Origin of the sequence: Aequorivita vitellina (assembly GCF_022008365.1) — a bacterium.
Taxonomy (GTDB): domain Bacteria; phylum Bacteroidota; class Bacteroidia; order Flavobacteriales; family Flavobacteriaceae; genus Aequorivita; species Aequorivita vitellina.
On record NZ_JAIRBA010000024.1, the window covers coordinates 42,971 to 63,490 of the forward strand.

Genomic DNA, 20,520 nt, shown 5'->3' on the forward strand with positions numbered 1-20,520 from the left:
GAATATAAAATTAACCAAAAACACATAATTATGAAATCGATTATTACGCTTTTCGCATTATTTGGGGTAACATTATTGCACGCCCAATGGACCACCGATACCGATGCAAATACTCTCGTTGCTGAATCTGGAGAACTAGATGTTATGGCGCGTGGCACTTCTGATGGACAAACTTATGTAGTATTCTGGAAAAATGTTGGACCGCCAACAAATATTGAACTTCGTTTGCAAATTATGGATGCAGATGGTAACCAAACACTTGGTAGTGATGGTATGTTGGTAAGCGACCAAATACCTATGAGCTCTTCTACGGTAATTATGACTTCAACAGTAGACGATAATGATAATCTTTACATAGGCGCCACGGGAACAGCTGGCGGCGACCCCGCTTTTGTATTTAAATTAGATACTGATGGTAACCATTTGTGGGGTACAAATGGTGTTCAAGTGGGGAGTGGAAATGTGGTAACCGTTTTACCTCTTTCTGCTGGTGGCGCAATTGTTAGCTGGCTCTCCGGAAGTGGTGCAGTAATGCAAAAATATGATGACAATGGTGTTGTTGTGTGGCCTGCAACAAAACCCTTAACAACTGGTTCTGGTGCGGCGGCACCTGGAAATTTCTTTGAAGTTTCAGGTGGCGAATATATAGCTGTTTTTCACAAATTGCTGACGGGAATAAATTCCTTTCTATATGCGCAGCGGTATGATGCAGACGGTAATCCTGTTTGGGGAAATGCTGTTCAAATTTCAGATAGAGCTACCGCTTTTATTCGTTCCTACAAAGGTGTACAAGATGGCGATGTAGTTTATATGGGGTATTTTGCTTCGGCAGGAACACGTTTTGACTCCTATTTACAACGAATAAATCCTGATGGAACGTTGCCTTGGGGAGTAAATGGTTCAGATTTTGACACGCGCGAAACTGATTATGAAATGGAAACCGAAATTGCTTTTGAAGCCGGTTCACAATTTATTTGGTCTGTTGCTACTTATTCGAATACAAGTCAGAGTGAAAAAGGCGAGTATGTTCAAAAATTCGATAAAGATTCGGGAGCGCGACAATTAACCGATAATGCTAAAGTTGTATTTCCTATTGCTTCTGAAAAAATTCATGCTGGAAGTCTTCAGTTAATCAACAACACGCCGTTGTTTATTATAAAAGAAGGAATAGATAATGGCGTATCACCCGTAACATTACATTCAGTTTATTTAGATGAAAACGGCGATTTTGCTTGGTCCGAAGAAACAAGACCGGTAGCTACGTTTATGGCTTCAAAAGGAAGAATAAATTTTACTGAAAATGCCGCATCGCAAAGTGTTGCTGTTTTTACAGAAGACAAGGGTGATGGTCAAAAAATATACGCGCAAAATGTAGCGGACGATACTGCGGGAGTTGAAGATTTTTCAGACGTTTCAATATCTTTTGCGAATCCAGTTAAAGCTGAAATGATTATTAAAAGCAATTCGCCAATTGAAGCAATTTCAATATATAATGTTTTAGGACAACAACTGTACAGTGCTAAATATAACGGCGATACTTCTATCAGCGTTAACACTCAAAACTTGACAACGGGGATATATTTTATGAATGTTTCTTCAAAAGAAGGAACGCAAAAAGGAATAAAACTGGTGAAGCAGTAAGCAAATACTAATCCTCAATTTGCTAAAAAAAGCCTTTCTAAATTTATTGGGAAGGCTTTTTTTATCTTTTTTATATTACTTCTTTGCAGCTCCGGGAGGGTATTCTGCTAAAATTTCTGAAACTATTTCTCGAATGCGTTCTTCCTTTTTTTCCATACTGCTGGTCACTAAATCTGCGCTTCCCATTCCTTGCCAAACCAAATTATTAGTTTTAGCATCAATTAAATCGATATAAAGAGTGCCTTCAGCAGTGCGCGAAACATTACTTCCGCCGTAATAGCTTCCGTAGTACCACGGGCTCCAGCCCCAACCATATCCAAAATTATTGTTGTAAACATCAACGCGTTCGCGTTCTTTAGTAAAAATACTCACGAGTAAATCTGGAGTTTCAGATTTAGACATGCCCTTCATTGTAAGGCTTTCGTCGATAGCCCGAAGGATGCGTTTTTTATCAAGATCGCTTATTTCAGCTTTGTCTATTCCCGGCTTAAAAAAGGCGAATGAATTGTACTGATTAAAATTTACTTTTTTGTCGAAATCTGTAGCAACCCGAACGGTGGAGCAGGATGCCAAAACAAAAAGAAATAATAGCGGTAAAAATTTGAGTGCTTTCATAGCTTTAATTTTTTATTCGAATAATTTATCATCAACAAAATTTGGAAGCGTAACCTTTAAATGCGGATTATTTGCCATCGCCCGTTTTATTGCGAAAACTGCCTCGTCATTTCGTGCCCAACTACGTCTTGCAATTCCATTATTTACATCCCAGAAAAGCATGTTTTCTAAGCGTCGTTGTGCATCTATACTACCATCAAGAACCATTCCGAAACCGCCGTTTATTACTTCTCCCCAACCAACGCCACCACCGTTATGGATACTTACCCACGTAGCGCCACGGAAGCTATCGCCAATTACGTTTTGTATTGCCATATCGGCCGTAAATCTGCTGCCATCGTAAATATTTGAAGTTTCACGGTACGGTGAATCGGTGCCCGAAACATCGTGATGATCGCGACCTAAAACAACGGGACCAATTTTTCCTTCGGCAATAGCCTTATTAAAAGCCGAAGCTATCTGCACGCGGCCATCAGCATCGGCATAAAGAATGCGCGCTTGCGAACCAACAACCAATTTGTTTTCCTGCGCTCCTTTAATCCAAGTGATGTTATCTTGCATTTGTTGCTGAATTTCTGCAGGCGAATTCTTCATCAATTCTTCTAAAACCTCACAAGCAATTTCATCGGTTTTTTGAAGATCTTCAGCTTTTCCCGAGGCACAAACCCAACGGAAAGGTCCGAAACCATAATCAAAACACATAGGGCCCATAATATCTTGCACGTACGATGGATATTTAAATTCCTTGGTTTTATCTTCTGAAAGCACATCTGCGCCTGCGCGCGAAGCTTCCAAAAGAAAAGCGTTTCCGTAGTCAAAAAAATAAGTGCCTTTTGCCGTGTGTTTATTGATTGCCTCAACTTGCCGACGCAAACTGCTTTGAACCTCGTTTTTAAATTTTTCGGGATTATTGGCCATCATTTCATTAGCTTCTTCATAAGATAATCCTATCGGATAATAGCCGCCAGCCCACGGATTATGCAGCGAAGTTTGATCGCTTCCCAAGTCAATTTTAATATTTTCTTTTGCAAATTTTTCCCATACCTCCACAACATTGCCATCATAAGCAATTGAAACAGTTTCTTTGTTTGAAGTTGCTTCTTTTACACGTTTTGCGAGCTTGTCTAAGTCTGAAATAACTTCGTCTACCCAGCCTTGGCTGTGCCGCGTTTCGGTAGCTTTTTTATTTACTTCGGCGCAAACGGTTACACAGCCTGCAATATTTCCTGCTTTTGGCTGGGCGCCGCTCATGCCACCGAGACCGGAGGTTACAAACAATCCGCCGATGGGTTCTTTTTTAATTTTTCTGAAACCGTTTAAAACCGTAATCGTGGTTCCGTGAACAATGCCTTGCGGACCAATGTACATATAGCTTCCTGCGGTCATTTGTCCGTATTGCGTTACGCCAAGTGCGTTGAATTTTTCCCAATCATTAGGTTTTGAATAATTTGGAATCATCATTCCGTTGGTTACCACAACTCGCGGCGCGTCTTTATGTGATGGAAATAAACCCATTGGATGCCCAGAATATACTGCCAGTGTTTGTTCATCGGTCATTTCCGAAAGATATTTCATAACTAAAAGATACTGTGCCCAGTTTTGGAAAACCGCCCCATTGCCGCCGTAAGTTATTAGTTCGTGTGGGTGTTGCGCCACGGCATAATCCAAGTTGTTTTGAATCATTAGCATAATAGCTTTCGCCTGCTGAGATTTGCCAGGGTATTCGTCTATTGGACGTGCATATATTTTATAATTTGGACGCAAACGATACATATAAATACGTCCATAGGTTTCCAGCTCTTCTCGAAATTCGGGTAACAATGTGGCGTGATGTTCTGGTTCAAAATAGCGAAGCGCATTGCGCAAGGCTAAATCTTTTTCTTCTTTTGAGAGAATTTCTTTTCGCTTTGGCGCGTGATTTATATTTGAATCGTACCGTTTCTTTTCTGGTAAAACTGATGGAATACCTTGTTGTATTTGTTCTTTAAAAGTCATGTTCATATTTTTTCTCGCAAAGCCGCCAAGTCGCAGTGCTTTATATTTAAATACTAAATTATTTTTTCTAATCCCTACAATCTACCACCAGTCTTCTTATCAAATCCATACGGACAATGGCGACAACCACTCTCACAACAATACCCACGTTTTAAGTGATACTGCTCCGTAAAGCATTTGTAGCCTTCGGGCGTAAGGTAATAATCGCCTTCTTCGATTTCTATTTTTTTCTTTGGGAATAACATTTTACAAAAGTACTGATTTCAGTGTTGAAAGTTTAAAAATTGACTCAAATCCCAAGTTTCGAAATTTAAGCTTTAAATTTGTAAAACCAATATAAAAGAAATGACAAAACACAAAGCAGGATTTGTAAATATAATCGGAAACCCAAATGTGGGGAAAAGCACCTTAATGAATGCTTTTGTTGGCGAGCGACTTTCCATAATTACTTCAAAAGCGCAAACCACACGGCATCGTATTTTGGGAATTGTGAATGGCGATGATTTTCAAGTGTTATTAAGTGATACGCCTGGCATCATCAAACCAGCATATCAATTGCAGGAAAGTATGATGGATTTTGTAAAATCTGCTTTTGAAGATGCCGATATTCTGCTGTATCTTGTTGAATTGGGTGAAAAAGATTTAAAAGATGAAGCCTTCTTTAATAAAATTAAAAATTCAAAAATTCCTGTCCTGCTTCTTATAAATAAAATTGATAAAGGGAATGAAGAACTGCTTAATGAGGCGCTAAAACTGTGGCAAGAAAAGGTGCCAAATGCCGAAATATTTGCTATCTCAGCACTTCAAAATTTTGGTGTTCCCCAAGTTTTTAACCGAATAATTGAATTACTGCCAGAGTCACCTCCATTTTATCCAAAAGATCAATTAACAGATAAACCCGAGCGGTTTTTTGTAAACGAAGCTATTCGTGAAAAAATTCTAATTCACTATAAAAAAGAAATTCCTTATTCAGTTGAAATTGATACTGAGGAGTTTTTTGAAGACGAAAACATCATTCGCATTCGCAGTGTAATTATGGTGGAACGCGAAACCCAAAAAGGAATTGTTATTGGCCATAAAGGTTCGGCTTTAAAAAGAGTAGGAACGGAGGCTAGAAAAGATTTAGAAAAATTTTTCGGGAAACAAATTCACCTAGAATTATACGTAAAAGTGAATAAAAACTGGCGAAGCGACGAGCGGCAGTTACGTAGATTCGGGTATAATCAGAAATAAATTACCAAATCGCAAGTACCAAATTCCGAATAAACCCTGAATTCACAAATAGTCAGCATCCTTTTCTTTTTGAAAACTGGAACAGCGCTTTTTTAAACTTCAAATTTATAAATCTGCGTTTTATAATTTGTTATTTAGTACTCATTTTCACTTAATCGTTTCCATCATAAACCCATAAAGCTCCTGCATTCCAGGTTTCCCTTTTTTCTTTCCAATTCTACCTGCAATGTATAGGAGAATCCATGTTAAAATTAAGACAATGGCGATTGTAATTTGAAGTACAATTGAGTTTCCCAGATTGAAATTAGAATACAACCACGTTGCATTTACCATAAATAATATTCCAACTGCGACGTGAAAAAATATAAACATAGTCCATGCCGTGGGGTTTGGTCCAAAAAACCCATAAATAGTACAGGAGTTTTCAGAATTTTCAGATATTTCTAAATGTAGTTGTGGCGACCAAAAATGCTGTTCTTCTTTTGGTAGTTTTATAAAAATATGATCGTCTAGGCAGGAAATATGAAATTTGCTTTCAGATTTTTTCACCGTTTTAAATCGTTCCATTAGCTGAGAAGACGGCACTTTCAAATCTATTTGAAAACGAGGACGCAAAACTATTTCAGTTGAAAGCATTTTTTTATATTTATTTTTAAGCGGTTAAAATAATATTTTTTCTGCCAACTAAAAGCTATTTTTGCACTCTAAAATTAAGATTATGAGCATTGTTGCCGTTGTAGGAAGACCAAACGTAGGGAAATCCACTTTTTTTAATAGGTTAATTCAGCGTAGAGAGGCCATTGTTGATGCAGTGAGCGGTGTTACGCGCGATCGTCATTACGGGAAAAGTGATTGGAATGGAAAGGAATTTTCACTGATAGATACGGGTGGGTATGTAAAAGGAAGTGACGATATTTTTGAAGCTGAAATAGATAAACAAGTAGAACTTGCCATTGATGAAGCCGATGCTATAATTTTTATGGTTGATGTAGAAAGTGGCGTAACTGGAATGGATCAAGAGGTAGCAAAACTACTGAGGCGTTCAAAAAAACCTATATTCTTAGCAATCAATAAAGTAGATTCAGCTTCTCGTATGAATGATGCTTTAGAGTTTTATTCACTTGGTTTTGAAAATCAATATACGCTTTCAAGCATCAACGGTAGTGGAACAGGCGATTTATTAGACGATCTAGTGAAAGCCTTGCCCGAGAGAGAAGAACAAGACGATAGCGAACTGCCACGTTTCGCGGTAGTTGGACGCCCCAATGCAGGGAAATCTTCGTTTATAAATGCTTTGATTGGTAAAGATAGATACATTGTTACCGATATTGCGGGAACTACAAGAGACAGCATTGATACTAAGTACAACCGTTTTGGGTTTGAATTTAATCTTGTTGATACGGCTGGAATTCGTAAAAAAAGCAAAGTGAAAGAAGACCTTGAATTTTATTCGGTAATGCGAAGCGTTCGCGCCATTGAACATTGCGATGTAATTATTCTAGTTTTTGACGCTACCCGTGGTTTCGATGGCCAAGTTGAAAATATATTCTGGCTGGCACAGCGAAACAATAAAGGTATTGTAATTCTTGCCAACAAGTGGGATTTGGTTGAAGACAAAGAAAGCAGCAGCGTTAAAGATTATGAAAAATACATACGTCAGCAAATTGAACCTTTTGTAGATGTGCCAATTGTTTTCGTTTCAGTACTTACAAAGCAACGAATTTACAAAGCAATAGAAACTGCTGTTGAGGTTTACCAAAACCGAAGTAAAAAGGTTAAAACAAGCGAACTTAATGATGTAATGCTTCCAATTATTCAAAATTATCCGCCGCCAGCCTATAAAGCCAAATATGTGAAAATTAAGTTTTGTACCCAATTGCCAACGCCATACCCAAGCTTTGCATTTTTCTGTAATTTGCCGCAATATGTAAAAGATCCATATAAGCGGTTTATTGAAAATAAGCTGCGTGAAAACTTCGATTTTACGGGGGTGCCAATAACCGTATATTTCAGAAAAAAATAAGTAGCTTTAAATTTCAATCTTAAATTTTGAGGATTTTTTATATATTGTGATAATTGAATTCCTCAGGAAATATGCGTCGGGCTAGATTTAACTCTTTTATCAAAAATTTAAAATACGTTTTGTGTATAAACATGTGCTTGTACACAACTTTTATCTGGGCTCAAAAAGGAGATAATTTTTCGAGATTAGTAGATTCTGCAGAGGTTTACGTACACGATAATCCACAACTTTCCTGGAATTTTTTAGACTCCATTCCTAATCCTGTAACTCAATCTTTAAAGGGGCATTTAGCAGATTATTATCTGCTTAAAGGAATGCTCTATTATAAATCTGACGAACACGCCAATATTTATAATAGCTTAAAACTTGCAATAAAATATGGCAAAATAGAAGAAAATTATGAAGTTGTTGGACAAGCCAGTTTAGATTTGTTCTCTCATGTTTTCGTTGTAAAAAAAGATTCTACAGCAAACAAATACCTGAAACAAGCAAAAAAATATTTCACTTTAGCCCGCGATAAAAACGGTTTAATTGAAGTGACGCAAATGCCAGCATATATTGCTTTTCAGAATCACGAATACGCAAAGAGTAATTCGTTGCTTTTGGAAAATCTAGAAACCTATAAAAATGCTGAAAATGATGCATACTACTATTTATTTGCACTTTTTATGCTCACAGATAATTATGCGCATCTAAACGATTTGGAAAACGCGAATAAGTATCGCAAAATCTTTAAATCGCTTAAAAACGATCCCACGATAGACAATTATAATTTTAGCTCGTACAATGCTAATTTAAACGTTTGCATGGCGTCTTTACATTTGGCAAAAGAACAGATAGACTCTGCAATGGTATATTTATCTTACGCAAATAAGTCGCAAGATTTTTTAGATTATGTTGCCAGAAGAACATTTTATTTACGCTATTCTGAGGCATACGATTTAATAGGAAATCGTGAAATGAGCAAGTTGTATTTAGATTCTTTAAATTATTTTGAAGAAGAAATGCTGAATAAAAATATAACGGCCAGCTATAACATTACTGAAAATTTAATGCAATCTGAAGAAGCGCTTAAAACTGAAAGTAATTTAAAAATATTGAACAGAAATTGGCTTATTGCACTTTTTATTATTTTACTTTTTTTAATAGGAGCATTTATTGTTTATTTCAAAAATATTAATCGAAGAATTAATCACTTTATAAATCAGCGAAAAAGCTATTCGCAATTAAGTTCTAATTACGAAAAACTAAAAGTAAAAACCCTTGGTTTAGAAGAATATATTAGTGAATTAAAAAAGGAAATTAAAAGTATTGCCGCCAGAACGGACACCAAAGAGCAACGCGGTAAAATAAAAGATTTATATAAAAATATTCATTTACAATCATCTTCTGTAATTAGCAATGGTGAAGACCACCTTAAATTAATTAACGAATTGAATATTGATTTCTTTTCAAATTTAAAAGCTCGCTTTCCAAAATTAAGCGAATCTGATATGATTGTTTGCTATTATCTGGCCATGGATTTTAAAAATAAGGACATTGCGTTATTTTTAAATAGATCCATTCGCGCCGTTGAAAGCAAACGTTATCGAATAAGCAAAAAAATTGGCTTAGATGAAAATACCGAATCGCTTGCCACATTTTTGGCCACCTCCCTTAAACAATCTGAACAGGAGCGTATTTCGGCTATTTAATCAAAACAGGAAGTTAAAAAAATTAGTTCAGTAAGCAGATTCTTCTAAAATAACTATATTAATAAAAGAGCATTTGTTTTATTAAAAGGATGCTTTTTTATTAACTTAGCTGCTAAAAATCAATTATTATGACAGCTTTCTTAAAAATTTTCATCCTCACATTTGTATTTGTAAGTTTTTCATGCTGCAATACTACAAAGGCCAATACAATCACTAATACGGAACAAATTCAAAATTCAACCGAGAATTATAAAAGGTATAAAGGCATAATTATACACTCAACTGCCGAAGGCGATTGCGAATATGTTATAGCTTTAGCAGATGATAGATCTGTTATGTTCGACCCTGTTAATTTAAAAGGAAATTTTAAAACCCATGGAACCCGAGTTTGGTTCACGTTTAGGTCTTTAAAAATGCCAAATCGTTGCGAAAAAGCCAATCCCATTAGTATTATCAGTATTGAAGAACGCGCCCTTGAAAAAACCGAAAAACCTTCTAAAGAATAAACTGAGGAATTGATTTATAATTTATAAGCTGCTAACACATTATTTAGCAGCTTTTTATTTGCTCTTTTAATATCAAAAATTTAAAAGGAATGGCGTGTTTTTAGTACTTTATCAATTGTTTTTTATAACCTTCCAGAGTAATTTTCTTATAAATTTAATCACCAGAAATAGCTAGGTACTTTAATTCAATATTAGTTGTCGAATTAAAAATATAATAATACATTCGGATTATTAAATTAAAGTAGCCTACTTTTCTATGCGCCGTTCATTTTCCGTTTTAATCTTCCTGTTTGTTTCTTTTGGCTATTCACAAAATGTTGAGGTTTCGGGCACTCTAATTGATAATGAAACGCGTGACCCACTTGAAGCTGCCACAGTTTTTATGGAAACCGTGAAAGACAGTACGTTGATTACTTATACCATAACCGATAAAAACGGCAAATTTGCTTTGGAAGGGAAAACGTCTGAAAAAAACGTACGTGTGAATATCAGTTTTGTTGGTTACGAAAATTTTCAGAAGAGAATAAATTTAGATAAACCAAGTCACGATTTGGGGATAATTCCTTTATCGGTTTCCGTAGCTAGTTTAGATGAAGTAGTTGTAAAATCGCGCGCTCCCATAACAATTAAAAAAGATACTTTAGAATTTAATGTGGCCTCTTTTAAAACAAAAAAGAATGCCAGTGTTGAAGATTTACTGAAAGAACTTCCCGGTGTTGAAGTGGACGCACAGGGCCATATTACCGTTAACGGAAAGCCTGTTAACAAAATTTTGGTCAATGGGAAGCCTTTTTTTGGCGATGATCCTACAATCGCAACCCGAAATCTCACCAAAGAAATCGTTGAAAAAATACAAGTTACCGATACCAAAACAGATTCCCAAGCCTTTACGGGCGAAAAAGGTGATGACACTAACAAAACCATTAATATTAAAATTGATGAAGAAAAAAACAAAGGTGTTTTTGGTAGGGTTGCAGCGGGGGGAGGAACAGATAAACGTTTTGAATACGCCGGACTCATAAATTATTTTGACAACGACCTGCGAGTTAGCGCCCTGGCGAGTGGAAACAATATAAATTCCCCAGGGTTTAGTTTTGGTGAAATAGAGAAAATGTTTGGCGGTGGGCGAAGGGTTAGTTTTAATAGTAATGGCTCCTTTAGTTACAACGGAATGTCCTTTGGCGGAGGGGATGGCATTACTAATTCACGAACGGCGGGCACCAGTATCGCCAATGACTTTGGAAAGGAAACAGACCTAAGCGCAGATTATTTTTATTCTTCGGCAAATACTTTTAATGAAGAATTGCGAAACCGCGAAAACATTTTGCCTGAGAACAGATATTTTTCAAAGGTTCGCTCTAAATCTGAAACTGACAACGATAATCATGCGGCAAATTTGAAGTTTAAAACACAAATAGATTCTACTTTTTTAATTGAAATTCGCCCGCAGCTAACATTTAATAAAGCTATTTCAGGTTTCAAAAAAAATGAAGAAAGCCGTAATTTAAATCAGGAACTCATAAACCAATCTAATAACGATAATCACAGCGAACGGCAAGGAAGTAATTTCAATAATAGACTTACAATCACCAAAAAATACGGAAACAAAGGCGCTTTTTTTAGGCTTATTACCAACAACAAAATTAATGCTGTCGACAATCAAGATTACACCAATAGCGAAACTGAAATTTTTGGCGACAACCCAAATATAATTTCTAGAAATCAACTTGCCAATGGTAAAAATACCGCTGCAGATTTTACCGTAACCCCATCGTGGCGACTGCCAATTATTGCCGATACACTTTTTCTGAATTTGGAATATACTTTTGAAAAAGATAAACGAAAAGACAAAAAGGATGTTTTCGATTTTGATGAATTTTCACAGGAATATACAAATTTCAATACGGCACAAAGTACCGATTTTACAAATACAAATCAACACTCAAGACCTGAAGTGGGCGTGACTTATACTTCTGAAAAAATCTATGCTCGGATAAATGCAGCTTATGTTTTTAGAACTTTGGAAAGCGATGATGCATTGCGAAACATAAACTTTAAAAACAACTTTAACGCCTTGGAAATGGGTGTTAATTTTCGATATAAATTCAGTAAATCATTCAGTGTATTTTCGGGATATTATTTAGAAAATAGTGCACCTCAAATAGACCAACTTTCACCATTTATAGATATTTCAGATCCGCTGAATATTACGCAGGGAAACCCAAATTTAAAACCTTCAAATTCACATAGATTGTATTTGGGTGGAAATAATTACGATTTTAAAAATCAAACAGGGTTTTATTCATATTTAAATTTTGAGATTACGGATAATAGCGTAGTTCCAAAAACCACTATTGACGAAAATCTTGTTAAAACAACCACCTACGCAAATGTAAATGGTACTTATAATTTTTCGGGAAATATTGGTTTTAACAAGAGCTTTAAAATTGACAGTTTACGCACTCTAAAATACGGAGCATTTATTTATACAACGGGAAATAAAAATGTAAACTTTAACAATGAAATGCAGTACAGCAGTACTACTATTAGTTATTATCCATCGTTAAACGCAAGTTTTACTTGGAAGGATTTATTTGAATTTAGTCCCAGATATAGTATTGGTTATAGCACAAATAGTTTTGATATTGACGCATTTGAAGACAGCAATTACACGCGTCACGAATTGGGTCTGCGAGCTACTACTTTTGTTCCAAAATTTTTAGAATGGAGCAATGATATTAAATACATTTATAATACAGATGTCGCCGATGGTTTTAACAGAAGCTATGTTTTTTGGAACAGTTCGCTAACCTATTCATTCTTAAAAGACAGCGGCAGTGCAACCCTCAAAGTTTACGATTTACTGAACCAAAACAGCAATGTTCGCCGCACTTCAAACCAAGATTATATACAAGATGTTCAGAGCACGGTTTTAAAGCAATATTTTATGCTTACACTAAGCTATAAATTTAATACGCTCGGGAAAAAAGGAGAGATAAAAGATAATCCGTGGGAATAATTTATTTCCAAGCTTCAATTAGCGCATCAATACCCTCGTCCATTCCTTCAAAATAATTGCCGTTTTTAAATTTAGGAATCATAACGCGGTCTATTATTTGCTTACAAATTGAGTCGGTTAAAACTTTTTCTGTCCCATATCCTGTAGCAATTCCTACTTTTTTAAGTGGTTTTGAGAGAACGATTACCAAACCATTATTAATATTTTTTTCACCCACGCCCCAATAACTTCCCAAATCGTTGGCATATTTTTGAATATTGTTGTAGGGCGAAATAGAGTCTACAGTCACCACTACAATTTGTCGTGTTGTTTTATCACCATACGTCACTAATTTGTCGGCAAGCTCATAATTTTCTTCAGTTGAAAATAGAATGGAATTATCTACTACAGCCAATGAATTTGGGTTTTCTGGAAAAACTTCGGAATAATCTCGATCTTGACCCTTGCAGGAAAAAACAAGGGTGAATAAGAAAATAGCTACTAACCACAGTTTCATATACGCAACATTTTTAGACCACAAGGTTTTAAAAAACTTGCAGGAGATTTCATTCTAAAAAATTCTTTTTAGACATTCTAAATAGATTTCCTTTTTTGGGGTTAGGCCGCTTTACCACCCACCACTAGCACCGCCACCGCCAAAGCCACCGCCGCCGAAACCGCCACCAAAGCCGCCTCCGCCACCGAAACTTCCGCCGCCGCCAAAGCTGCCACCACCGCCGCCAAAACCACCGCGACCCAGACTGCTTAGTACGATAATATCTAATAAGCTACTGCCGCCGCCGCGACCACCTTTACCACCACCTTTGCGCATTAAGGCAATTATAATAATGATAAAAATAAAGATGATGAAAAAAGGCACGGGGGCTCCGTCTTTTTTTCCGAAATCGCGGTCTTCTTTAAATTCTCCTTTTAAAGCTGCAAAAATTGCGTCGCTACCTTTGTCGAGACCTGCGTAGTAGTTTCCAGTTTTAAATTCAGGAATCATAATGCGGTTTATAATGCGTTCCGCCATTAAATCTGTAATTCTGTACTCAATCCCGTAACCGGTATTTATATCAACTTTACGGTCGTCTTTGGCGAGGATTATTACTACGCCGTTGTCTTCGCCACTTTGGCCAATGCCCCATTTTTGGCCCCATTCTGCGCCCAGCATCGATATGTCTTCACCATTTGTAGTGCCTATAATAATGCATACAATTTGCGTAGAGGTTGAATCGGCATATCGTTTCAATTTACTTTTTAGAGCCGATTCCTGGGTTGGAGTAAGCAATTTTATATAATCGTAAACCGAAGTTTGTTTCGCAAGTTCAGGTTTGGGCGGTACGTCAAACTGCGCCGAAACGTTTTGGAAACAAAATGCAATCGCGATTAATACAAATACGAATTTATATTTCTGAAGAATTTTTTTCATTTAAATTTTTTCTGCCCACTAATACAACGTTGAGCGTAGCGGAGCGGGGAGTACTTAAAATTTACCCAACCGAAATATCGTCCGGTAGTTCGTTTTTATCGTCTTTTTGATATGGGAAATGTTTCTTTAATTGCTCCCCCGCTTTTAAGATTCCTTCCACCAAACCTTGTTTCATATCGCCATTTTTAAAATGGTTAATGATAACGTCTTTGGTGCTTTCCCAAAAGTTTTGTCCCACAATATCGTTGATGCCTTTATCGCCCATAATTACCAGGGTTCTATCTTGAACTGCAACATAAATAAGCACGCCGTTGCGTTCTTTGGTGTTGTCCATTTTAAGCATGTCAAACACTTCCGCGGCACGGTCAAAGGCGTCAATATGTTCATTGGGTTCTTCGGCAGAGAGCGAAGTGGGTTCCAAATGTACGCGTATTTCACCCGAGGTGTTTTTTTCGGAAATTCGAATGGCTTCAATTATAGCCGCTTCTTCTTCCGAAGTAAGAAAATTTTCAACTTTAGACATGTTTGTATTTTTTAAAATATTTCAGCATTACACTGGCAACTACTTACTTATTCTTTATCTTTTCCGAAGTCGAAATCTACTTGTGGCGCATTTTCGCTTCCAGCATCTGCTTTAAAATATGCTTTCTCGTGGAAGCCTAGCATACCGGCAAAGAGTTTTGTAGGAAACTGGTTTAGTTTGGTATTTAGTTGCTTTGCTTCGTTATTAAATCTGTTGCGTTCAACATTTATACGGTTTTCGGTGCGTTCCAATTCATTAATTAATTCCTTGAAATTTTCGTTAGCTTTTAAATCTGGATATCTTTCAAAAACTGCCAATAAGCGCGAAAGGGCAGAGGTTACGCCGGCCTGTGCTTGTTGAAACTGCGCTAATTGTTCGGGGGTAATATTAGTAGGGTCAACATTTACTGAAGTAGCCTTACTTCTAGCTTCGGTAACTGCAATTAGGGTTGATTGTTCAAACTCTGCATAGCCCTTTGCGGTACTTACAATATTCGGGATTAAATCTGCACGGCGCTGGTAGGAACTTTCAACATTTGCCCATTGAGCTGTGGCGTTTTGCTCTAACACAACGAGTTTGTTGTTTAAACTCGCCATATAGGCACCAATAACGAATATAATGCCAATAATAATAAGTACGGGTAACCATTTTTTCATAATACAGTTGATTTAGAGATGTTCTTTAATTTTTAATAATTCTGCTTTTACCGACTCCAATTTGCGGATAATTTGAAATTGGTCCAGCGTTTTTTGTTTGTTTTCCTTTAAATGAATTTTAGCACCTTCCAACGTAAATCCGCGCTCCTTCACCAAATGATAAATTAACTCGAGATTTTTGATGTCCTGCGGTGTAAATTTGCGGTTGCCTTTGGCGTTTTTTTTTGGTTTTAATACATCAAATTCTTTTTCCCAAAAACGTATCAGCGAGGTATTCACGCTGAAAGCTTCGGCTACTTCGCCAATGCTGTAATACAGTTTTTCGGGAAGGTTTATATGCATTTATTTAGTTATGAGTTATTTTTATGTAAACTTTTAATTGAACCTGATTTTTAAAATAGCACGCTTTGCGCAGTTAAAGAGCTCAAGCTGGCAATCTTTTTAATCAAGCGATTGGTTTTCTTCCTGCGATTTCTTTAAAATATCTGCAAATTCTTCGGCGGTTAAACTTCCGTAGTAAAAATTTATGGGGTTAATACGTTCACCATCTTTTGAAACCTCGTAGTGGCAATGCGGTGCTTCGCTTCTACCGGTGCTTCCTACAAAGCCAATAATATCGCCACGTTGCACCTTTTGCCCAGCACGTACATTGTATTTGTACAAATGGCCATACAAACTTTCATAACCGTAGCCGTGGTCTATTACAACGTGGTTTCCATAACCAGTAGCTCTATTATCGGCTCGTGTAACTTTTCCATCACCTGTAGCGTAAACAGGAGTTCCGCGCGGCGCGGTAAAATCCATTCCGTAATGAAACTTGCGTGCTTTTGTAAACGGATCTGTTCTGTAACCATAACCAGAAGCCATACGGGTAAGGTCTTCGTTTTTTACGGGTTGTATTGCGGGAATGGCAGCCAACAATTTTTCTTTTTCTTCAGCAAGTTTCGCAATTTCGTCCAACGATTTTGATTGTATTACAATCTGTTTTGTTAATACATCAAGATTGCGAGTGGTATTCACAATTAATTTTGAATTGTCAAAACCTTCTAAATCCTTGTAACGGTTTATTCCTCCAAAACCTGCACGTCGCTGCTCCTCCGGTATTGGGTTCGATTCAAAATAAACGCGATATAAATTGTTGTCTCTTTCTTCAACTTCTGCAAGTACGGCTTGCGCTTGCTCAATTTTTTTATTTAAAAGTTCAAACTGAAGTTCCATATTGTGCAGCTCGCGTTGTAGTGCCAGCTCTTTTGGGGTTTGAACTGCGGGAAGGTTTAAATAAACCAGAAGCAGTAAAAAACCACTTAAAAACATTCCCAGAAGACTTAAAATGAAAATCTTCAGTCTTCTTCCTTTTTTTCGTTCTATTTTTCGGTACGAGAGCGTTTCGCTATCGTAGTAATATTTAACCTTAGACATGCGTTAAAAAATTGCTATTTTTGCGCGTTGTTTGTTCGCGCGAGGTAAAGGTAACGTTTTTACAAAGATAGAAATTGTTTACCACTGCGCCCAACCATTAATTTAGCATAATTTTATAACAAATGAAGTCTAAGGAAATACGTTCCCAATTTTTAGAATTTTTTAAGTCGAAACAACACACCATTGTTCCATCGGCGCCTATGGTTGTTAAAAACGACCCAACCCTAATGTTTATCAATAGTGGGATGGCACCGTTTAAGGAGTATTTCTTAGGAAATGGAAAGCCAAAAAGCAACCGAATTGCCGATACCCAAAAATGTCTTCGGGTTAGTGGAAAGCACAACGATTTAGAAGAAGTGGGAATGGATACCTACCATCACACTATGTTTGAAATGTTAGGAAACTGGAGTTTTGGCGATTATTTTAAAAAAGAAGCAATTGAATGGGCGTGGGAACTTTTAACCGAAGTTTATAAAATTGAAAAAGAAAGTCTTTACGTTACTATTTTTGAAGGTGATGAAACCGAAGGTTTAGAGCGCGATACCGAAGCGTACAATCTTTGGAAACAATTTGTGCCCGAAGACCGAATTTTAAATGGAAACAAAAAAGACAACTTTTGGGAAATGGGCGACCAAGGTCCCTGCGGCCCATGTAGCGAAATACACATCGATATTCGGTCTGCCGAAGAAAAAGCAAAAGTTTCGGGAAAAGATTTAGTCAACCAAGACCATCCACAAGTAGTAGAAGTTTGGAATTTGGTTTTTATGCAATTTAACCGAAAAGCAAACGGCAGTCTTGAAAAATTAGCAGCACAACACGTAGATACGGGAATGGGTTTTGAGCGTTTGTGCATGGCGCTGCAAAACAAACAGAGTAATTACGACACCGATGTTTTTACACCACTTATTCGCGAAATAGAGGCAATTTCAAATTCTAAATACGGAAAAGACGAGAAAAAAGATATCGCCATGCGAGTAATTGCAGATCACGTTCGCGCGGTTGCTTTTTCTATTGCCGACGGGCAATTGCCCAGTAATACTGGAGCTGGCTATGTAATTAGAAGAATTTTAAGAAGAGCAATTCGCTACGGATTTACATTTTTAAATAAAAAGGAACCTTTTATTTATAAATTGGTTGAAACCTTGAGCGCGCAAATGGGCGAGGCTTTCCCAGAACTTATTTCTGAAAAGAATTTAATTACAAACGTTATTCGCGAAGAAGAACAATCGTTTCTACGCACGCTAGACCAAGGTTTGGTATTGTTAGAAAATGTAATTGAAACCGCCAACTCGAAAGAAATTTCAGGTAAAAAGGCTTTTGAATTGTACGATACTTTTGGTTTCCCCATAGATTTAACGGCTTTAATTCTTCGCGAGCGCGGTTATTCATTAAATCAAAAAGAATTCGAAAAAGAACTTCAAAAGCAAAAAGATCGTTCCCGGGCTGCTACAAAGGTTGAAACTGGAGATTGGATTGTTTTAGCAAAAGATGATGTTGAAGAATTTGTTGGTTACGATACGTTGGAAACCCAAGTAAAAATTACCCGTTACCGAAAAGTTGAAAGCAAAAAAGATGGCGAAATGTATCAACTTGTTTTTAACCTTACACCTTTTTATCCCGAAGGCGGTGGCCAAGTAGGAGACAAAGGGTACTTAAAAGCTGCCGATGGTGGCGTTACCTATATTGTTGACACCAAAAAGGAAAACAACTTAATTATTCACTTTGCAAAAACGCTTCCACGAAATCCCGAAGCTACTTTTAGCGCAGTGGTGGACGAGTTACAACGAAGCCGAACGGCATCAAACCACACGGCTACGCACTTGCTTCACCAAGGTTTGCGAAATATTTTAGGCGAACATGTTACCCAAAAAGGAAGTATGGTTCACAGCCGAAACTTACGTTTTGATTTTTCACATTTCTCAAAGCTTACAGATGAAGAATTAAAGCAAGTTGAAGATTTTGTAAATGCGCGAATTCGCGAGGGAATTGCATTGGAAGAAAGACGAAATATTCCATATCAAAAAGCTATCGATGAAGGTGCAATAGCACTGTTTGGTGAAAAATACGGCGATGCTGTTCGGGCCATAAAATTCGGCAAATCTATGGAGCTTTGCGGTGGCACCCACGTGTCCAACACCAACGATATTTGGCACTTTATAATTACTTCGGAAGGCGCTGTAGCCTCTGGAATTCGCAGAATTGAAGCTATCACTGGCGATGCCGCAAAACAGTATTTTATTGATAGAAGTGAGTCTTTTGCATCGCTGCAAAAAGCACTGAACAACGCTAAAGATCCGGTGAAAGCTGTAGAAAGTTTGCAGGAAGAGAACAGTGTGTTACAGAAACAAATTCAGCAGTTGTTAAAAGACAAAGCCAAGAATTTAAAAGGCGATCTTAAATCTGAAATTGAAAAAATCAACGGTGTAAATTTTTTAGCAAAAAAGATTGATTTAGATGCTAGTGGAATGAAAGATTTAGCTTTTGAAATGGGCGGCGAAACTGAAAATCTGTTCTTGGTTTTTGGAGCCGAACACGACGGAAAGGCTTTGTTGGCGTGCTATATTTCAAAAGAATTGGCAACTGAAAAGAACCTTGATGCCGGAAAAATAGTTCGCGAACTTGGAAAGTTTATTCAAGGTGGCGGCGGCGGCCAACCCTTCTTTGCAACTGCGGGTGGGAAGAATCCAGCAGGAATTGATGAGGCGCTTTCAGCGGCAAAGTTGTACGTAAAATAGGCACGCAAAGGCGCAAAGACGCTAAGAACTTATGGAACAAAATATTAATTTGACTGAAAATGTGATTGCTTCAATAATTGTTGTTTGCTCTTATGGTATTCATGTTGAATTGGGGCCTGGTTAGTTGGAATCTGTTTATGAGGAGGTTTTGTTTCATGAGCTAAGTCTAAAAGGTTTGGCTGTAGAAAAACAAAAGCCTTTGCCTGTTATTTGGAAGAATTTAAAATTGAATTTGGGCTTTCGCACAGATTTAATAGTTAACAATAAAGTTATTGTTGAAATCAAATCTGTAGAAGAAATTCATCCCGTGCATTCAAAACAAGCTTTAACATATTTAAGATTGACTGGTTTAAAACTGGGGCTTCTTATAAATTTTAACAGCCCTCTAATTAAATCTGGAATAACTCGAATAGTCAATAATTTATAGAAACTATTTGTTGCTTCGTGTGAAAAATTATGGCACGCAAAGCCGCAAAGAGTATTTACAGTTTATTATTAAATCCTTAGCGCCTTTGCGCTTTTGTGAGAAAAAATTACTGCGAGAAAAACATGAAACTTCAAACCGAAATACCCCTAAACCCCGAAGAAAATCAGATAGATTATTCTTCCAAAATACTTTTACTGGGAAGCTGTTTTTCGGAGAATATCGGAGCGAAGTTTGATTATTATAAATTTGAAAATCTTCAGAATCCGTTTGGGGTAATTTTTAATCCGGTTTCAATTGAAAAACTGATTATTAGAGCGATTGATAACGTTTCTTTTTCCGAAGAAGACATTTTTCAACACAACGGAATTTGGAAATGTTTTGAATCGCATTCCGAACTTGCGTCTATCGATAAAAGTGAATTTTTAGAAAACCTGAATTCGGCGCTTCAAAATCTTCGCGAATCACTTTTTACTTCAACACATATTATTTTTACTTTCGGTACTTCGTGGGTTTATAGATGTACTGGCGCTTCGACTCCGCTATTAGTTTAGCATCGTATATTTATAGAAGTTTAATCTTATTAAATTTCTGAAAAACCAGAAGGAAAAGGTGAACTATTTCGA

Annotated in this window: 19 protein-coding genes; 9 read left to right on the plus strand and 10 right to left on the minus strand. The window is 37.0% G+C overall.

Translation table 11 applies throughout. The annotated features are described in order from the left end of the window. Positions 1–30: 30 nt before the first annotated feature. Positions 31–1,641: a T9SS type A sorting domain-containing protein gene (locus tag K8089_RS11860; RefSeq protein WP_237603506.1), complete on the plus strand. Its 1,611-nt coding sequence runs from the start codon at positions 31–33 to the stop codon at positions 1,639–1,641. A gap of 75 nt (positions 1,642–1,716) precedes the next feature. Here the strand turns inward: K8089_RS11860 and K8089_RS11865 are convergent, their stop codons facing one another. The 3 genes from K8089_RS11865 to K8089_RS11875 all read right to left on the minus strand — a co-directional run bounded on the left by K8089_RS11865 (position 1,717) and on the right by K8089_RS11875 (position 4,496). Then, on the minus strand, positions 1,717–2,256 hold the full coding sequence (locus K8089_RS11865) for a DUF4136 domain-containing protein (protein ID WP_237603507.1): 540 nt from the start codon (positions 2,254–2,256) through the stop codon (positions 1,717–1,719). A gap of 12 nt (positions 2,257–2,268) precedes the next feature. Beyond that, positions 2,269–4,251, minus strand: a complete 1,983-nt coding sequence (locus K8089_RS11870) for a urocanate hydratase (RefSeq protein ID WP_237603508.1) — start codon at positions 4,249–4,251, stop codon at positions 2,269–2,271. 74 nt (positions 4,252–4,325) lie between these two features. Next, positions 4,326–4,496: a DUF5522 domain-containing protein gene (locus K8089_RS11875; RefSeq protein ID WP_237603509.1), complete on the minus strand. Its 171-nt coding sequence runs from the start codon at positions 4,494–4,496 to the stop codon at positions 4,326–4,328. A gap of 100 nt (positions 4,497–4,596) precedes the next feature. On the opposite strand from K8089_RS11875, the gene era reads away from it, so the two are divergent. Beyond that, positions 4,597–5,484, plus strand: coding sequence for a GTPase Era (gene era / locus K8089_RS11880; protein WP_237603510.1), 888 nt, complete (start codon positions 4,597–4,599; stop codon positions 5,482–5,484). Positions 5,485–5,631: 147 nt separating this feature from the next. On the opposite strand, the gene K8089_RS11885 is transcribed toward era, so the two are convergent. After that, positions 5,632–6,120 (minus strand): GTP-binding protein, encoded by a 489-nt coding sequence (locus K8089_RS11885; RefSeq protein WP_237603511.1) that lies wholly within the window; start codon positions 6,118–6,120, stop codon positions 5,632–5,634. 79 nt (positions 6,121–6,199) lie between these two features. On the opposite strand from K8089_RS11885, the gene der reads away from it, so the two are divergent. From der to K8089_RS11905, 4 genes are all read left to right on the plus strand, one after another. Continuing rightward, entirely contained in the window at positions 6,200–7,507 is a 1,308-nt protein-coding gene (gene der, locus K8089_RS11890) for a ribosome biogenesis GTPase Der (RefSeq protein ID WP_237603524.1), read from the plus strand. A gap of 137 nt (positions 7,508–7,644) precedes the next feature. Next, on the plus strand, positions 7,645–9,201 hold the full coding sequence (locus K8089_RS11895; protein WP_237603512.1) for a helix-turn-helix transcriptional regulator: 1,557 nt from the start codon (positions 7,645–7,647) through the stop codon (positions 9,199–9,201). 128 nt (positions 9,202–9,329) lie between these two features. Then, positions 9,330–9,707 carry a hypothetical protein gene (locus K8089_RS11900; protein ID WP_237603513.1) on the plus strand — a complete coding sequence of 126 codons (378 nt, stop codon included), beginning with the start codon at positions 9,330–9,332 and terminating at the stop codon, positions 9,705–9,707. Between the two features lie 256 nt (positions 9,708–9,963). Further along, complete coding sequence (locus K8089_RS11905; protein ID WP_237603514.1) at positions 9,964–12,726, plus strand: outer membrane beta-barrel protein; 2,763 nt, start codon at positions 9,964–9,966, stop codon at positions 12,724–12,726. A gap of 1 nt (position 12,727) precedes the next feature. Here K8089_RS11905 and K8089_RS11910 read toward each other — a convergent pair whose 3' ends face one another. The 6 genes from K8089_RS11910 to K8089_RS11935 all read right to left on the minus strand — a co-directional run bounded on the left by K8089_RS11910 (position 12,728) and on the right by K8089_RS11935 (position 16,735). Then, positions 12,728–13,222, minus strand: a complete 495-nt coding sequence (locus K8089_RS11910; protein WP_237603515.1) for a TPM domain-containing protein — start codon at positions 13,220–13,222, stop codon at positions 12,728–12,730. Positions 13,223–13,333: 111 nt separating this feature from the next. Beyond that, positions 13,334–14,137 carry a TPM domain-containing protein gene (locus tag K8089_RS11915; RefSeq protein WP_237603516.1) on the minus strand — a complete coding sequence of 268 codons (804 nt, stop codon included), beginning with the start codon at positions 14,135–14,137 and terminating at the stop codon, positions 13,334–13,336. A 61-nt stretch (positions 14,138–14,198) separates the two neighbouring features. Next, positions 14,199–14,660: a TPM domain-containing protein gene (locus tag K8089_RS11920; protein WP_237603517.1), complete on the minus strand. Its 462-nt coding sequence runs from the start codon at positions 14,658–14,660 to the stop codon at positions 14,199–14,201. A gap of 47 nt (positions 14,661–14,707) precedes the next feature. Continuing rightward, positions 14,708–15,316, minus strand: a complete 609-nt coding sequence (locus K8089_RS11925; RefSeq protein WP_237603518.1) for a LemA family protein — start codon at positions 15,314–15,316, stop codon at positions 14,708–14,710. Positions 15,317–15,328: 12 nt separating this feature from the next. Then, positions 15,329–15,658, minus strand: a complete 330-nt coding sequence (locus K8089_RS11930; protein ID WP_237603519.1) for a MerR family transcriptional regulator — start codon at positions 15,656–15,658, stop codon at positions 15,329–15,331. A gap of 99 nt (positions 15,659–15,757) precedes the next feature. Beyond that, positions 15,758–16,735, minus strand: coding sequence for a M23 family metallopeptidase (locus K8089_RS11935; protein WP_237603520.1), 978 nt, complete (start codon positions 16,733–16,735; stop codon positions 15,758–15,760). A gap of 122 nt (positions 16,736–16,857) precedes the next feature. Between K8089_RS11935 and alaS the strand changes: the two genes are divergently transcribed. The 3 genes from alaS (at position 16,858) to K8089_RS11950 (ending at position 20,448) form a co-directional block, all read left to right on the plus strand. Then, positions 16,858–19,470: an alanine--tRNA ligase gene (alaS, locus tag K8089_RS11940; RefSeq protein WP_237603521.1), complete on the plus strand. Its 2,613-nt coding sequence runs from the start codon at positions 16,858–16,860 to the stop codon at positions 19,468–19,470. Between the two features lie 124 nt (positions 19,471–19,594). Beyond that, entirely contained in the window at positions 19,595–19,897 is a 303-nt protein-coding gene (locus K8089_RS11945) for a GxxExxY protein (RefSeq protein ID WP_338149255.1), read from the plus strand. A 122-nt stretch (positions 19,898–20,019) separates the two neighbouring features. Next, positions 20,020–20,448 carry a GSCFA domain-containing protein gene (locus K8089_RS11950; protein ID WP_237603522.1) on the plus strand — a complete coding sequence of 143 codons (429 nt, stop codon included), beginning with the start codon at positions 20,020–20,022 and terminating at the stop codon, positions 20,446–20,448. The last annotated feature ends 72 nt before the right edge of the window (positions 20,449–20,520 follow it).

Excerpts from the sequence above, each read along its gene's own strand:
- K8089_RS11910 (WP_237603515.1), bottom strand. The coding sequence starts at position 13,222 with ATGAAACTGTGGTTAGTAGCTATTTTCTTATTCACCCTTGTTTTTTCC.
- K8089_RS11885 (WP_237603511.1), bottom strand. The coding sequence starts at position 6,120 with ATGCTTTCAACTGAAATAGTTTTGCGTCCTCGTTTTCAAATAGATTTG.
- K8089_RS11865 (WP_237603507.1), bottom strand. The coding sequence starts at position 2,256 with ATGAAAGCACTCAAATTTTTACCGCTATTATTTCTTTTTGTTTTGGCA.
- K8089_RS11870 (WP_237603508.1), bottom strand. The coding sequence starts at position 4,251 with ATGACTTTTAAAGAACAAATACAACAAGGTATTCCATCAGTTTTACCA.
- K8089_RS11950 (WP_237603522.1), top strand. The coding sequence starts at position 20,020 with ATGAAACTTCAAACCGAAATACCCCTAAACCCCGAAGAAAATCAGATA.
- K8089_RS11875 (WP_237603509.1), bottom strand. The coding sequence starts at position 4,496 with ATGTTATTCCCAAAGAAAAAAATAGAAATCGAAGAAGGCGATTATTAC.
- K8089_RS11905 (WP_237603514.1), top strand. The coding sequence starts at position 9,964 with ATGCGCCGTTCATTTTCCGTTTTAATCTTCCTGTTTGTTTCTTTTGGC.
- K8089_RS11915 (WP_237603516.1), bottom strand. The coding sequence starts at position 14,137 with ATGAAAAAAATTCTTCAGAAATATAAATTCGTATTTGTATTAATCGCG.
- era (WP_237603510.1), top strand. The coding sequence starts at position 4,597 with ATGACAAAACACAAAGCAGGATTTGTAAATATAATCGGAAACCCAAAT.
- K8089_RS11925 (WP_237603518.1), bottom strand. The coding sequence starts at position 15,316 with ATGAAAAAATGGTTACCCGTACTTATTATTATTGGCATTATATTCGTT.
- K8089_RS11920 (WP_237603517.1), bottom strand. The coding sequence starts at position 14,660 with ATGTCTAAAGTTGAAAATTTTCTTACTTCGGAAGAAGAAGCGGCTATA.
- K8089_RS11930 (WP_237603519.1), bottom strand. The coding sequence starts at position 15,658 with ATGCATATAAACCTTCCCGAAAAACTGTATTACAGCATTGGCGAAGTA.
- K8089_RS11860 (WP_237603506.1), top strand. The coding sequence starts at position 31 with ATGAAATCGATTATTACGCTTTTCGCATTATTTGGGGTAACATTATTG.
- alaS (WP_237603521.1), top strand. The coding sequence starts at position 16,858 with ATGAAGTCTAAGGAAATACGTTCCCAATTTTTAGAATTTTTTAAGTCG.
- K8089_RS11935 (WP_237603520.1), bottom strand. The coding sequence starts at position 16,735 with ATGTCTAAGGTTAAATATTACTACGATAGCGAAACGCTCTCGTACCGA.
- K8089_RS11900 (WP_237603513.1), top strand. The coding sequence starts at position 9,330 with ATGACAGCTTTCTTAAAAATTTTCATCCTCACATTTGTATTTGTAAGT.